12 protein-coding genes, 1 pseudogene and 1 riboswitch are annotated in these 12611 nt (G+C 72.8%); of the genes and pseudogenes, 2 read left to right on the forward strand and 11 right to left on the reverse strand.

Going from position 1 to position 12611, the window contains the following annotated elements; translation table 11 throughout:
* Positions 1-277 precede the first annotated feature (277 nt).
* The gene (locus tag CWOE_RS08840; RefSeq protein WP_081425293.1) at positions 278-1126 is read right to left on the reverse strand and encodes a 3-hydroxyacyl-CoA dehydrogenase family protein; all 849 of its coding nucleotides are present in this window, start codon (positions 1124-1126) and stop codon (positions 278-280) included.
* Positions 1127-1279: 153 nt separating this feature from the next.
* Between CWOE_RS08840 and CWOE_RS30470 the strand changes: the two genes are divergently transcribed.
* Positions 1280-3562 (forward strand): putative bifunctional diguanylate cyclase/phosphodiesterase, encoded by a 2283-nt coding sequence (locus CWOE_RS30470; protein WP_049793213.1) that lies wholly within the window; start codon positions 1280-1282, stop codon positions 3560-3562.
* A 14-nt stretch (positions 3563-3576) separates the two neighbouring features.
* On the opposite strand, the pseudogene CWOE_RS34450 reads toward CWOE_RS30470, so the two are convergent.
* From CWOE_RS34450 to CWOE_RS33390, 10 genes and pseudogenes are all read right to left on the reverse strand, one after another.
* A pseudogene (locus tag CWOE_RS34450) lies at positions 3577-3837 on the reverse strand (DUF192 domain-containing protein); the annotation flags it as partial.
* A 74-nt stretch (positions 3838-3911) separates the two neighbouring features.
* A complete protein-coding gene (locus CWOE_RS08850; RefSeq protein ID WP_012933249.1) occupies positions 3912-4970 on the reverse strand; it encodes an enolase-like domain-containing protein in 1059 nt (352 codons plus the stop codon).
* Positions 4971-4973: 3 nt separating this feature from the next.
* Positions 4974-5258 carry an exodeoxyribonuclease VII small subunit gene (gene xseB / locus CWOE_RS08855; protein WP_012933250.1) on the reverse strand — a complete coding sequence of 95 codons (285 nt, stop codon included), beginning with the start codon at positions 5256-5258 and terminating at the stop codon, positions 4974-4976.
* Positions 5255-6628 carry an exodeoxyribonuclease VII large subunit gene (gene xseA, locus CWOE_RS08860; protein WP_012933251.1) on the reverse strand — a complete coding sequence of 458 codons (1374 nt, stop codon included), beginning with the start codon at positions 6626-6628 and terminating at the stop codon, positions 5255-5257. The genes xseB and xseA overlap by 4 nt, the downstream gene beginning before the upstream one ends.
* Positions 6625-7710 (reverse strand): LLM class F420-dependent oxidoreductase, encoded by a 1086-nt coding sequence (locus CWOE_RS08865; RefSeq protein WP_012933252.1) that lies wholly within the window; start codon positions 7708-7710, stop codon positions 6625-6627. The genes xseA and CWOE_RS08865 overlap by 4 nt, the downstream gene beginning before the upstream one ends.
* A gap of 16 nt (positions 7711-7726) precedes the next feature.
* Complete coding sequence (locus tag CWOE_RS08870; RefSeq protein WP_012933253.1) at positions 7727-7948, reverse strand: hypothetical protein; 222 nt, start codon at positions 7946-7948, stop codon at positions 7727-7729.
* Between the two features lie 9 nt (positions 7949-7957).
* Positions 7958-8419: a hypothetical protein gene (locus tag CWOE_RS08875; protein WP_012933254.1), complete on the reverse strand. Its 462-nt coding sequence runs from the start codon at positions 8417-8419 to the stop codon at positions 7958-7960.
* A 114-nt stretch (positions 8420-8533) separates the two neighbouring features.
* Entirely contained in the window at positions 8534-8812 is a 279-nt protein-coding gene (locus CWOE_RS08880) for a hypothetical protein (protein ID WP_012933255.1), read from the reverse strand.
* Positions 8809-9990 (reverse strand): cell wall-binding repeat-containing protein, encoded by a 1182-nt coding sequence (locus CWOE_RS08885; RefSeq protein ID WP_041730299.1) that lies wholly within the window; start codon positions 9988-9990, stop codon positions 8809-8811. The genes CWOE_RS08880 and CWOE_RS08885 overlap by 4 nt, the downstream gene beginning before the upstream one ends.
* 70 nt (positions 9991-10060) lie before the next feature.
* Positions 10061-11641 carry a DUF3352 domain-containing protein gene (locus CWOE_RS33390; protein WP_012933257.1) on the reverse strand — a complete coding sequence of 527 codons (1581 nt, stop codon included), beginning with the start codon at positions 11639-11641 and terminating at the stop codon, positions 10061-10063.
* A gap of 100 nt (positions 11642-11741) precedes the next feature.
* Positions 11742-11888: riboswitch (cyclic di-AMP (ydaO/yuaA leader) on the forward strand.
* Positions 11889-12040: 152 nt separating this feature from the next.
* Here CWOE_RS33390 and CWOE_RS33395 point away from each other — a divergent pair.
* Complete coding sequence (locus tag CWOE_RS33395) at positions 12041-12565, forward strand: NlpC/P60 family protein (RefSeq protein WP_049793214.1); 525 nt, start codon at positions 12041-12043, stop codon at positions 12563-12565.
* The last annotated feature ends 46 nt before the right edge of the window (positions 12566-12611 follow it).

Consider the following 12611-nt stretch of genomic DNA (forward strand, 5'->3'; position numbering starts at 1 on the left):
AAACCGCACCAGGGTGCACGAAAGCTCCAAACGCGCTACGTTTCATTTCACACAACCGCATCACGGTCTGAGAGGAGCCGGCGGTTGGGTGGAGGAGGAGCGTGGTGGGCTAGGTGGGTCCGCCTGCAACACGAAGCCGGCCCGCTTGCGCGGGCCGGTTTCGTGCTTCTGGGAGGAGGTGCTGCTGTGAGGTACGTCGCATCTCGAAGTATGCGTCGGCCACCTGAAGCGGTCCTAAGCCAGCCCTGAGAGTCCTCTCATACCTCCCTGAACCTCGTCAGCTGTAGTCGTGGAAGCCCTTGCCGGTCTTCTTGCCGAGGTCTCCGGCGGCGACGAGCGCCTCCACGCGCGCGGGGATCTTGGCGCCGATCGCCTCGCCGATCGCCTTCGAGACGTCGAGGCCGACGTAGTCGAGCAGCGCGAGCGGACCCATCGGGTGCCCGGCGCCGAGCTGCATGCAGCGGTCGATCGAGGCCGGGTCCATGCTCGTCTCCTCGAGCAGGTCGACCGCGCTGAACAGGTACGGGAACAGCAGGCGGTTGACGACGAAGCCCGCGATGTCGGGGACCTCGACGGCCGTCTTGCCGAGCGCGGCGCACAGCTTGCGCGCGCGCTCGCGCACGTCGCCGTTGGCGTCCGGCGCGTACGCCAGCTCGATCAGGTCCATCTTCGGCACGGGGTTGAAGACGTGCAGCCCGACGAAGCGGTCGGCCTTTCCGGTCTCGCGCGCGAGGTCGGCGACCGACAGCGACGACGTCGTCGTCGCCAGCACCGCGTCGCCGCCGGCGTGGCGTCCCAGCTCGCTGAGGACGCTGGCCTTCGTCGCGTGGTCCTCCGCGACGGCCTCGACGAGGAACGTCGCCCCGGCCAGCCCGCTCAGCTCGCTGACGATCGTGACGCGGTCTGCGATCGGCTCCTCGCTGAGCTTGCCGGCCCACTTCGACACCATGCCGCGAGCGCGGTCGGCCGAGCGGTCCGAGCGCGCCCACAGGAGTACCTCGCCGTGCTGCGCTGCCGTCGCCGCCAAGCCGCACGCGATGGCACCTGAACCTGCGATGCCCAGCCGTTCCTCCACGCCCTTGCTCCTTCGATCGTCTCGTAGAACGGCGCGTACAGTACGGGGCATCCGGCCGTTTCGGCGCCGGTAGGACGTGGTCGCACACGGGTCCCGCACGCACTTCCAGGCGCGCACACGCTCGGTGAAGCGAACCGGAATGGTCAAAAGTCGCGCGTCGCGGCCGATGTTCGGGGAGTGAAGTCGCAGAACGGCCCTACGCGCGTGAGCGCGCTCGTCCGCGAGGCGGTGCCGTTCGCGGTCGGCGCGGTGCTCGCGATCGCGCTCGTGCCGCTGTCCTCGCTGCGCGAGGCGTCGGCGACGTGGCAGCGCGTGCTCGTGCTCGTGGTGCTCGGCACCGCGATCGGCTGCGCGGTCCGCTGGCTCGTCGCGCACCTGCGTGCCGGGCAGGATGCGCTCCAGCACGCGCAGGAGCAGTTCCGGACCGCGTTCGAGGACGCGCCGATCGGGATCGCCCTGTTCACCGTCGACGGCCGCTTCACCGAGGTCAACCGCGCCTTCTGCGAGATGGTCGGCGCGGAGCGCGGGCAGATCGTCGGGATCAGCGTGCTCGACCATGTCGCGCCCGCCGACCGGCCCGACTCGCTCGCCGCCTTCCGCGCGCTCGTCGCCGGCGAGCGGACGACCTTCCACGCCGAGCAGCGCCTGCGCCGCGCCGACGGGCGCGAGGTCTGGTGTGCGCTGCGCGCCTCGCTCGTGCGTGACGGCGCCGGTGAGCCGTTGCACTTCATTGTCCAGATCGAGGACGTCAGCGCCCGCCGTCGCGCGGCCGAGGCGCTCGCCGAGGCGGAGGAGCGCTTCCGGCTCGCGTTCGAGGGGGCGCCGATCGGGATCGCGCTCGCCGACCTCGACGGCCGCTTCCTGCGCGTCAACGACGCGCTCTGCGAGATCACCGGCTACACCGAGGCGGAGCTGCTTGCGGCCAACGTCGACCTGCTCGGCCACTCCGACGCGGCCGACGCCGAGGCCGAGCACGTCGACCGGCTGATGCGCGGCGAGATCCGCTCCTACCGCCTGGAGCGCCGGATCGTCCACGCGACCGGCCGCAGCGTCTGGGTCAGCCTCAGCGTCTCGCTCGTGCGCGACAGCTCCGGAGTGCCGCGCTACTGCATCAAGCAGCTGGAGGACATCTCGGACCGCAAGCGGTTCGAGGGCCAGCTCGCCTACCTCGCCGACCACGACGCGCTGACGGGCCTCTACAACCGCCGCGCGTTCCAGCGCGAGCTGGAGCAGCGCACCAGCGAGGACGGCAGAGGCGGCGCGGTCGTGGTGATAGACCTCGACCACTTCAAGGACATCAACGACACGCTCGGCCACGCCGCAGGCGACGAGGTGATCGTGCGCGTCGCGCGGCTGCTCGCCAAGCGCCTGCGCAAGACCGACGTGCTCGGCCGGCTCGGCGGCGACGAGTTCGCGACGCTGCTGTCGGGCGTCTCGCGCGAGGAGGCGGAGGCGGTCATCGCCGAGCTGCTGAGAGTCGTGCGCGAGCAGTCGGTCGTCGTCGAGGGCGGCCATCCGATCGGGCTGACGGCGAGCGCCGGGATCGCGCTGTTCGAGGGCGACACCCCGCTGAGCGGCGAGGAGCTGCTCGTCAGCGCGGACATCGCGATGTACGACGCGAAGGAAGCCGGCCGCGACCGCCACGCGATCTCGGTCGAGACCGAGCAGCGCCAGGCGCAGATGACCGAGCGGATGGCGTGGTCGCAGCGGATGCGCGACGCGCTCGAGCACGACGGCTTCGTGCTGTTCCAGCAGCCGGTCGTCGACCTCCGCACCGGGCTGCCGAAGTGCCACGAGCTGCTGCTGCGGATGCGCGGCGACGACGGCGAGCTGATCCCGCCGGCGGCGTTCCTGCCGATCGCGGAGCGCTCCGGGCTGATCGCTGAGATCGACCGTTGGGTGACGCGCCGGGCGATCGCGACGATCGCGGCGCAGGAGGCTGCCGGGCGACCGCTGCGGCTCGCCGTCAACCTGTCGGGCGCGTCGGTCTCCGATCCGGGTCTGCTGGAGATCATCGAGGGCGATCTCGCGGCGATGGCGCCGCCGCCCGGCAGCCTCGTCTTCGAGGTGACCGAGACCGCCGCGATCGTCAACCTCGACCGGGCGCGCGCGTTCGCCGCGACGCTGGCGGAGCTGGGTTGCGAGCTGGCGCTCGACGACTTCGGCGCCGGCTTCGGCTCGTTCTACTACCTCAAGCGCCTGCCGTTCGACTACCTCAAGATCGACGGTGACTTCATCCGCCAGCTGACGTCGAGCCACGAGGACCAGCTCGTCGTGCGCGCGATCGTCGAGATCGCGCGCGGGCTCGGCAAGCGCACGGTCGCGGAGTTCGTCGGCGACGAGGCGACGCTGGAGCTGCTGCGCGAGCTGCGCGTCGACGACGGCCAGGGCTTCCACCTCGGCAGACCTGCGCCGCTGGAGGACCTGATCGCGGCGCAGAACGCGGCGCCGCCCGCGGGCAGCTCCAGCACGCACGCCGCGGCGTGACAGCCGCGCAGCCGCCGCGGCGGCACGTCGCGATCGACCCGCACGACACGCCCGTCGCGGTCGATCCACACGAGGTCGAGCGCGAAGCGCATCCCGAAGGTGTGGATCGACCGCGTGCGCGGGAGCAGCAGCGCCACGCCCGCGACCTCGCGCGCGTCGAGGCCGGCGAGCCCGCGCAGGCGGGCGAACGGGGTGGAGGCGAGGCGCGCGTCGATGCCGGCGAGCGGCGGCTGGAGTGGGCGCCGCGGCAGGCGGCGCAAGCGGTAGGCGAGCATGCGCGGCTGAGCCGCCCACGGGCCTGCGTTCGCCCCCTCAGCCCGTCCGGCCTGCCCGCTCGCTCGAGCGGGCCTCAGCCCTCCCAGCGGAAACCGGTCGCCGACGGGCGCGGCGCGAGCGGGCTCGCGGGCAGGCCGTCGACCGGCACTGGGTGGTTGTAGGCGCTCGGCGCGAGGTCGTTCGGCGTCTCGGGATGGAACAGCGCGGCGAGGTACTGCGCCTGCCCGCGTCCGACGCCAAGCTCGAACTGCCCGCCGCCGTACGCGCGGATCCCGTGCTCGGCGCAGTAGTCGTAGCCGGCGCAGAGCCGTTCCAGCCCGCCGAAGCGGGACGGCTTGATGTTCACCATCTTCGGCGGGAAGGCGAGCGCCTCGACGTCGGCGATCGAGTGGATCGGCGCGTCCCAGGTGATCCGGTCGTGGTCGCCGGCGAGCACGTCGGCGGTGCCGGGGGTGTCGAGGTCGGGGTCCTCCAGCCACGCGTCCGGGAACGCCTCGGCGATCCTGCGATACCACTCGGGCGTCGCCGGGTTGTCGACGACGGTCCCTCTGTACTGACCCTTGTAGTCGAGCGAGTCGACGGCGCCGGTCGCTCTCAGCGCGGCGATCAGCTCGTCGTCCCAGCTCGCCATCGCGTCGAGCTTGAAGTGGAGCGTCGGGTAGCGCGCGAGCAGGTCGGTCACGCGCTCGACCCGCGGCGGGTCGCCGAGGCTGAGCGAGACGACGAACGTCAGCGGCTGGAGCGTGCGTCCGAGCACCTCGTGCAGCGGCCGCCCGGCCTGACGCAGCGCGAGGTCGAGCGCGGCCGAGTGGAACGCCCAGCGGCGGTACAGGCGTGACGTCACGCCGCTTCTCGGCTCGACGGGGAAGAGGTCGAGCGCGTCGACGTGGGCGCAGAAGTCGCCGAGCGCCCAGCTGCCCGCGAGCGGCTGCACCGGACCGGCGGCTTGCAGCGCGTCCTGGTCCTCCTCCTCGTAGACGACGTCCTCGCCGACGCCCTCGTGACCGCCGCCGTGCAGGTGGATGACGGTCGATCTGCGCGTGAAGCCTGAGGACACGTCCAGCTGGAGCCCTTCGAGCGTGTAGGAGTCGACCGTCAGCGGCAGGTCGGCGAGCAGCGCATAGGTGCTCATCGATCAGGCGCCCGGCCCGCTCGGGCCACCGCTTCCGGCTGGGCCGCCCTGCTCGCGCTCCTCGCCGCCGCGCTCCAGCCGCGCGACCAGCTCGTCGAGCCGCAGCTCCTCCAGACCTCTGCCGACCGCGTCCAGTTCGCCGGCGCAGAACTCGACCAGGCTGCGTCCTTCGGCGACCAGTTCCAGCGTCTCGCGCAGACCGGCCTCGCCGGAGTCGAGCCGGCGGATGATCTCCTCGATGCGGGCGCTCGCGCGCTCGTACGTGCGTTGCTCGTCCAAGATGCTCATCTACCCTCATCCTCGACGGTCGCCCGGACGGCACCGTCGTGGAAGCGGAGGTCGAGCCGGCCGGCCGCGCGGGCCTGCTCGGCTGACGTCACGAGCTCGCCGTCGGACCGCTCGACGAGCGCGTAGCCGCGCTCCAGCGTGCGCGCCGGGTCGTGCGCGGCGAGCGCCAGCGAGAGGCGTTCGAGATCGCGCGCGCGCCGGGCGGTGGCGGCGTCGGCGGTGTGGCGCAGCCGCTCGCCGTCGGCGCGCAGGAGCGCGTCGGCGCGGGTCCGCTCGGCCGCGACGACCGTGCTGCGCCGCCGCAGCACGAGCAGCCGCGTCGCGGTCACCTCGCGTTCGCGCGCGCCGCGCCGACGCGCGCTGGCGCGCAGCTCGCGCAGCTGCTGGTGGAGCCGCCGGCGGTGGCGCGCGACGTGCTCGGCGGGCGCGCGTGCCAGGCCCGCGAGCGTGCGGGCGCGGTCGAGCACCGCGCGGCGGCCGTGGAGGCCGAGCCGGCGCGTCTCGCGGATCAGCGTCGCGCGCGCGGCGGCGACGTCGAGCTGGACTGCCTCCTGCGCGGCGTGCGTCGGCGTCGAGCAGCAGACCGCGGCGACGTCGTCGATCAGCGTGCGGTCGGTGTGGTGGCCGACCGACGCGATCACCGGCACGCGCAGCAGCGCGACCGTGCGGCAGAGCGTCTCGTCGCAGAACGCGAAGAGGTCGGCGAGCGAGCCGCCGCCGCGCGCGACGATCACGACGTCGACCTCCTCGATCGCGGCGAGGTCGCGCAGCGCCTGCGCTATCGCCGGCGCGGCGTGGCGGTCCTGGACCGGCGCGAAGCCCCAGATCAGGCGACCGCTCCAGCCGCGTCGGCGCAGGCCGGCGAGGACGTCGTCGCGCGCTTTGCCGCTCTCGCCGGTGACGACGCCGATCGTCCGCGGCAGCAGCGGGCGGGGGAGGTGCTTCTGCGGTTCGAGCAGGCCCTCGGCGGCGAGCAGCTTGCGCAGCCGCTCGACCTGCGCGAGCAGGTCGCCCTCGCCGGCGACGCGCAGGTCGGTCGCGCGGAAGGAGAAGGACGGCGACGAGGTTGCGCTGCCGGGGTAATAGTCGCAGCCGCCGGCGACGACGACCTGCGCGCCGTCGCTCGGCTCCAGCCCGAGCGCGTCGAAGTCGCTGCGCCACATCGCGCACGGGAGGGCGCCGCGCGGGTCGCGCAGCTCGAAGTAGACGGTCGTTCTGCTCGTCCGGAAGTTCCACAGCTCGCCGAAGATCTGCACGCGCGCGAAGCCGCGCAGCTGGGCTCTGAGCCGGTCGGCGTAGACGCCGACCGCGAACGGGCCGGGCAGCGAGCTGCCGGGGATCCCGGCGGGCGCGGCAGCGGGCTCGCTCATCGCGCGCCCGGCGCGCGGTCGGCACCCGCTCCGCTCGCGACCGTCTCGCCGACGGCCTCCGCGACCGCGCGCACAACCGCTTCCTTGTCGCCGCAGGGGACGATCACGAGCGTGTCGGCGCCGGCGGCGTCGTAGCGCGCGACGCGCGCGGCGAGGCGGTCGGGGGTGGTGGCGATCGTGGCGGCGTCGATCAGCTCGTCCGTCAGCGCGCCCGCGGCGCCGGCGCGGTCGCCGTCGAGGAACAGCTCCTGGCAGCGGCGCGCGGCGTCGCCGTGGCCGTAGCGCGCGGCCAGCTCGACGTAGAAGTTCTTGTCCTTGGCGCCCATCGCTCCGAGGTAGAAGGCGAGCCACGGGCGGGTGAGGTCGCGCGCCTGTGCGTCGCTGGCGGCGACCGCGACGGGCACGACCGGCGCGATGTCGAGCTCGCCGAGCGTGCGGCCGGCGTGCTCCGCGCCGCGCCGGAGCGGGTCGAGCAGGACCTCCGGCTGCTCGGGGTTGAGCAGGAACGGCAGCCAGCCGTCGGCGATCGCGCCGGTCTGCTCGACGGCCCGCGGCCCGATCGAGCCGAGGTAGACGGGGATCCGCGCCTGAACGGGCTTGGCGAGCAGCTTCAGCGGGCGACCCAGCCCGGTTGCGCCGGGGGCGTCGGCCGGCAGCGGCAGCGCCCACTCGGCGCCGTCGTAGGCGACCGTTCTGCGCGCCAGCGCGAGGCGGACGATCTCGACGTACTCGCGCGTGCGGGCGAGCGGTCTGCTGAACGCCGTGCCGTACCAGCCCTCCGACACCTGCGGCCCGGACAGCCCGAGCCCGAGCCGGAAACGCCCGTCGCTGAGCACGTCGAGCGAGGCGGCGGCCATCGCGGTCGCGGTCGGCTGCCGCGCGGGGATCTGCATCAGCCCGGTTCCGAGCCCGATCCGCTCCGTCTTGCCCGCGAGCAGCCCGAGAACCGAGACGGCGTCCTGACCCCACGCCTCCGAGATCCAGACGGAGTCGAGCCCCAGCTCGTCGCCGAGCACGGCGAGATCCACCTGCTCCTGCGGCGTGAACCACGGCCAATAGGCGAGAAAGAGCCCGACGCGCATCGCGTCCGAGCCTAGCTCACGCGCCGGGCGGGCCGGCGCCCTCGACGCCCCGCCCACCGTGCCGCACCCACCGCGCCGCCCGCTTCACCGCGCGCACGAACCGCTCGCGCGGCAGCCCGTTGGGATAGGCGTATCTCGTCGCACCGGCGTCGCCCTTGCGCATCGGATTGGGAAATCCGGTCTCGAGGAAGATCTGGTGATGCAGGTCCGGTTCGTCGACCCGTCTTGATCTGAGCATCGGTCGAAGCTACGCCCCGGTCGCCAAGTTGGCTACCCAGCAAAGTGCTGCAACGGCCATGAATATGACGCTTCGATGGAGATATGACGCGATCCGTGCGATCGCGGGCTCGTTTCGCTGGTGCGCTGCATCGAGGTGACGGGCAAGGACGTGGTGGATCCCGCCTGGGGTCTCGATCAGGCCGACGTGCTCCACGCCACTGAGGACCACCAGCGGCCGCAGCTCCAGCTCGAGATCGAGTCGCGGCAGAATCACGGCGGTCGCGTGCGCGGCCGCGACGGCTGCGCAGAGGATCCCGCCCCAGCTCAGGAAGGCGAAGGTGCCGTCCGCCGTCAGCACCCAGTTGCCGAACAGCGCCGCACCACGTCGGCGCAGATCGTCCAGCACCTGCTGCTGCCGCGCCAGGGCAGCGGTGGCCAACTCGAATGCGAGACGGCTCAGGGTGAGCTGTGGGTCGTCCGGCGAAGACACCGCCGTCGACTATCGGACACGGACGGGTGCCGACGCCAGGCGTCGGCACGACTTTTCACGCCGGCTCCGCAGACGCGCGCCGAAGCGCGCGTCAGCCGTGGCGAAGCGCGGCGCTCAGGCGGCGTCGTCGACGCTCGCCAGCGTCCGCATGCCCGGTTGCTCGGGCGTCCCGCGCACCTCGCCGTGGAATGCGATCGATTCGAGGCGAGCGATCTCGCGCTCGCCCTCGACGCGGGCGGGGTGGTCGGCGGGAAGGCCTCTGATGAGGCGGCGGATGCGTTCGCGCAGTTGCAACGCGAAGTGCGGCGTGGACGCGCCCATCAGCTGGCGCACGTCGTCGACGGTGACTTCGCGCTCGGGGCGCAGGCGATCTGGATGCTCGAATTGGCTCACGGCTGGCTCGTTCTGACCGGGGAGATCTCGAGGAGGCTGTCGATGCGCGACTGGACGGGAAGGGATATCGCCGACTCGTCGCCGATCAGCCAGGCGTGATTGTAGACCCCACGGACCGGATCGCGCTCGTAGCCCGGCTGGATGTCGAGCAGGTACTGCCCCAGCGGGAGGGGCAGCGTCTCCGCCTCGTCGACCAGCAGCAGCGGCCCGTAGGTGCCGCTCGCCGACAGCGGGACGGCCGCGGCGGCGTCGGAGGGCCGTCTCGTGTTGGCGATGACGAGGCCGTGCCCGGGGTCGACGACGCCCCAGCCGAACGCGCCGTCGCTGTAGCGCGCGAACGCGATCGCGTTTCTGACGGGGTCGGCGCCCGCGATCCGCTGGACGGGGCCGAGCGCTCTCAGCGCGCGCTCGACTCTCGCGCTCACGACCGCCTCCGGCCCGAGCAGGTAGATCCGCGGTCTTCTGTGCGCCTGCAGCGCTGCGAACGTCGCGCCCGGGATCGTGTCTCTGCTGACGAACAGCACCGGGTTGCCGCTCTTCGCCGCGTACGCCGCGGCCGGCATCGCGTACGCGGGGTCGTCGCCCGACGCGACCAGGACCGCGCGCGTCGCGCGGCCGAACGCGGCCGACTGGAATCTGTCGACGGCGGCGGCGAGCGCCGTCGGGTCGCCGCCCTCGATCGTCGTCGAGCGGTACCCCTCCGGCGCCGGCGCCTCGCCGACGCGGATCACCTGGACGCCGCCGAGCGAGCTGGCGCCCGTCGGCGCGAGCGCTCTCAGCGCCTCCGCGCTCGCCTGCGGCATCGCGCCGTCGTCGGTCAGCAGGATCGGCGCGCGCAGCGGGCTGCTCATCAGCACCGACGCCGCGATGCCGGCCTGCCATGCGTCCTTGTCGACGAGCGCGACCGCCGGCGGGTTGGTGTCCGGAGCTCCGCCGGGGTAGACCGCGCGCGCCACCGCGGCGGCGTCGGCGACCGGGTCCGCTCCGCCGACGCGGGTCGTGTTCTTCGTCGCGAAGCCCGGAAAGCCGAGCTGCTCAGACGCCTCGGACTCGTCGCCCTTGGAGCCGATCTGCGGGGTCTGCAGGCCGCGCGGCGACTCGCTGTCGCCGCCGCAGCCGAGCAAGCCGGTCAGCAGCAGCAACAGCAGCCCGGCGAGGGCGAGAGGACGGCGCGACATCCTCCAGCACGATAACCGGCCGCTCCCGCGGGCGGGCCAGCTCGGCGTGAACATCCTGTGACGCTCCTGTCTACGGCGTCGTGGAATCCTGCAGCGCCGCGACGATCCGCAGCTCGACGCGGTCGTCCTCGTACTTCGTCCCGGCCGCCAGCGAGCGGTAGGCGCCGAGGTAGGGGAGCGCGGAGCGGAAGTCCGGGTCGCTGTCGAGGCCGAGCGAGCCGAGCAGGTTCAGCAGCGGGTCGAAGACGAGCACGAGCGACGGCTCGAAGCCGTCCCCGAGCGAGGCGATCGCCGACTTGCCGGGCTCGCCGTCGGCGAACGACTCGCTCGGGTCGAGCGCGTCGCGGGCGGAGGCGAGACCGAGCGCGATCGCGACGCGGTCGCCCTCGGCGAGCACGACGATCGGCTGCGGCAGCTGCGGGATCCGCACCTGGAAGCCGTCGCCGGCGCCTGTCGTCGGAGCCGTCGGGAGGCCCATGTTGCCGACGATCCGCTCCAGTCTGCTGACGAGCCGCTGCGAGGCGGCCGCGTCGCTGGAGCCGAGCACGAGGCCGCCGCCGAGGTCGAGCGGCGAGGTGCCGCGGACGAACGCGGCGACGCCGCCGAGCCAGCCCAGCAGGTCTCTGTCGAGGTCGAGACCGGCAACCTCGCGGATCGCTCTGGCGGCCGTGTCGTACTGACCGGACTGTCTGATCGATCTGGAGATCAGCGCACCGAGCGGCGGCGTCGCGAGCGCGAGCCACGCGTCGCCGGGAAGGTCGCGGATCGAGACCGCGCCCTCGCCCTCCTGTTGCGGCAGCACGTCCGCGTCGCCGGCGACGTCGAGCACGATCTCATCGGCGCGGGCCGTCAGCGAGACGGTCGCCGGCTCGGCGTTGCGCGCCGCGTCGGAGTCGAGCAGTCTCGTGAGCTCGGGGTCGACCTCGTCCTGTTCGGCGAGCACGAGCGGGAGCAGCGGTCTCGGGTCGATCCAGGCCCAGGCGAGCCGGTCGGGGTCGAGCGCGTCGACCGCGTCGGTGAAGCGGGCGGAGTCGGCGAGCGACTCGCCTCTGGAGGCCGCGACGGCAGCTCTCAGCCCGGGCAGCGTGCCGACGACCATGAAGTCGCCGACGAGCGCGATCGCCAGCTCTTCCTGCTCGTCGACGTCATAGGAGACGCCGTCGATCGTCCCGCCTCTGCGCGAATCGCCGTCCGCGCGCGTTCTGTCGAGCAGCTTCTCGGCGGCGTCTCTGTCTCTGACGGCGACGACGAACGCGCCGTCGGGGTGCTCCAGGTCCGCGCCCGAGCCGGCGAGCAGGAAGCCGCCGATCGTGTCGCCGAGCCAGGGCTCGATGTCGCTCGCGTACGAGTAGGAGCCGGCGCCCTCGGCGAACTCCTCGTCGAGCGATCTGACGAGCTCCGCACCGGGATCGTCGATCCGGGCGACGCGTCTGATCGCGGTCCGCACGCCCTCGCCGACGTCGCCGCCGGGGCGGACCAGCGCCTCGCCGTAGAGCGCCGCCGAGGGCGGCACGACCGTCGCGGGCCCGGCGGCGCTCTGCTGCTCGTCCTCGCTGCCGCAGGCGGCGAAGAGCAGGGCTGCGAGCAGGAGCAGGACAGCGAGCGCAGTGGAGCGCAGACGGGCGGCGCGGCGGGGCTGAGGCGGGTGCATGGCGCCGCATCCTAGGCGCCGGCCGAGACGAGATCCCGCAATACGCGGGAAAACTCCCACGCGATTGGGGTTGACGTAACGCCCGGACGTTCGGTTAGGATGCCCGGCAACGCCGAATCCACGGCCCGAAGCCGTGGACCGGGGGACCCAAGTCATTGGGGCTAATTCCACGGTTGATCCGTGGGAGGCGCCGGCTCTTTCCGCGCCAGCCCGACAGCTAACCCCGGAGGCCGACGAAAGAGGAAGCTGTTGCGCGTTAGGACCCTGCTCGCGCTGGGTCTCATGACGGTCACTGCCACCTGCGCACCTGCGGCGTCCGCTGCGGTGTCGGGTGGGGCGAGCGTCACGAGCGAAGCGACGACCAGATCTCCCAAGGGCAAGAAGGCGAAGAAGTCGCCGGTGAAGGCCCCGCAGGTCCAGGAGTCGCAGCAGCAGGAGCAGGCGCCCGGTTCCGCCGGAGGCGCCGGCGTCGACTACGTGCCGCCGGCCGACACGCGCCCGACGGTGCCCGGCAGCCGCGCCGTCTTCAGAGACGGCATCGCCTACGCCCCCGCCGCCGCGCCCGTCGAGGTGCAGGAGGCCGTCTGGGCGGCGAACGACCTGCTCGACAAGCCGTACCTCTACGGCGGCGGGCACCAGGACTTCGAGAGCAGCGGCTACGACTGCTCCGGCACGGTCTCCTACGCGCTCAACGGCGGCGGTCTGCTCGGCTCCGAGCTGCCGCTCGACTCGACCGGCTTCATGTCGTGGGGCGAGCCCGGCAAGGGCGCGTGGGTGACGGTCTACACGAACCCCGGTCACGCGTTCGTCGTGATCGCGGGGCTGCGGCTCGACACGAGCGGCCCGGGCGAGAAGGGCCCGCGATGGCGCCCCGGCAAGTACTCGACGCGCGGGTTCAAAGTGCGTCATCCCGAATACTTCTAGGCGTCACGCAGCGGTTTCCCGGCAAGTCCGGGGGTTTGCCGCCCTC

This window comes from Conexibacter woesei DSM 14684 (genome assembly GCF_000025265.1).
GTDB classification, from domain to species: domain Bacteria; phylum Actinomycetota; class Thermoleophilia; order Solirubrobacterales; family Solirubrobacteraceae; genus Conexibacter; species Conexibacter woesei.

Coding starts and splice junctions, on each gene's coding strand:
- CWOE_RS08840 (WP_081425293.1), bottom strand. CDS start 1,126: ATGCCCCGTACTGTACGCGCCGTTCTACGAGACGATCGAAGGAGCAAG.
- CWOE_RS08850 (WP_012933249.1), bottom strand. CDS start 4,970: ATGAGCACCTATGCGCTGCTCGCCGACCTGCCGCTGACGGTCGACTCC.
- xseB (WP_012933250.1), bottom strand. CDS start 5,258: ATGAGCATCTTGGACGAGCAACGCACGTACGAGCGCGCGAGCGCCCGC.
- xseA (WP_012933251.1), bottom strand. CDS start 6,628: ATGAGCGAGCCCGCTGCCGCGCCCGCCGGGATCCCCGGCAGCTCGCTG.
- CWOE_RS08865 (WP_012933252.1), bottom strand. CDS start 7,710: ATGCGCGTCGGGCTCTTTCTCGCCTATTGGCCGTGGTTCACGCCGCAG.
- CWOE_RS08870 (WP_012933253.1), bottom strand. CDS start 7,948: ATGCTCAGATCAAGACGGGTCGACGAACCGGACCTGCATCACCAGATC.
- CWOE_RS08885 (WP_041730299.1), bottom strand. CDS start 9,990: ATGTCGCGCCGTCCTCTCGCCCTCGCCGGGCTGCTGTTGCTGCTGCTG.
- CWOE_RS33390 (WP_012933257.1), bottom strand. CDS start 11,641: ATGCACCCGCCTCAGCCCCGCCGCGCCGCCCGTCTGCGCTCCACTGCG.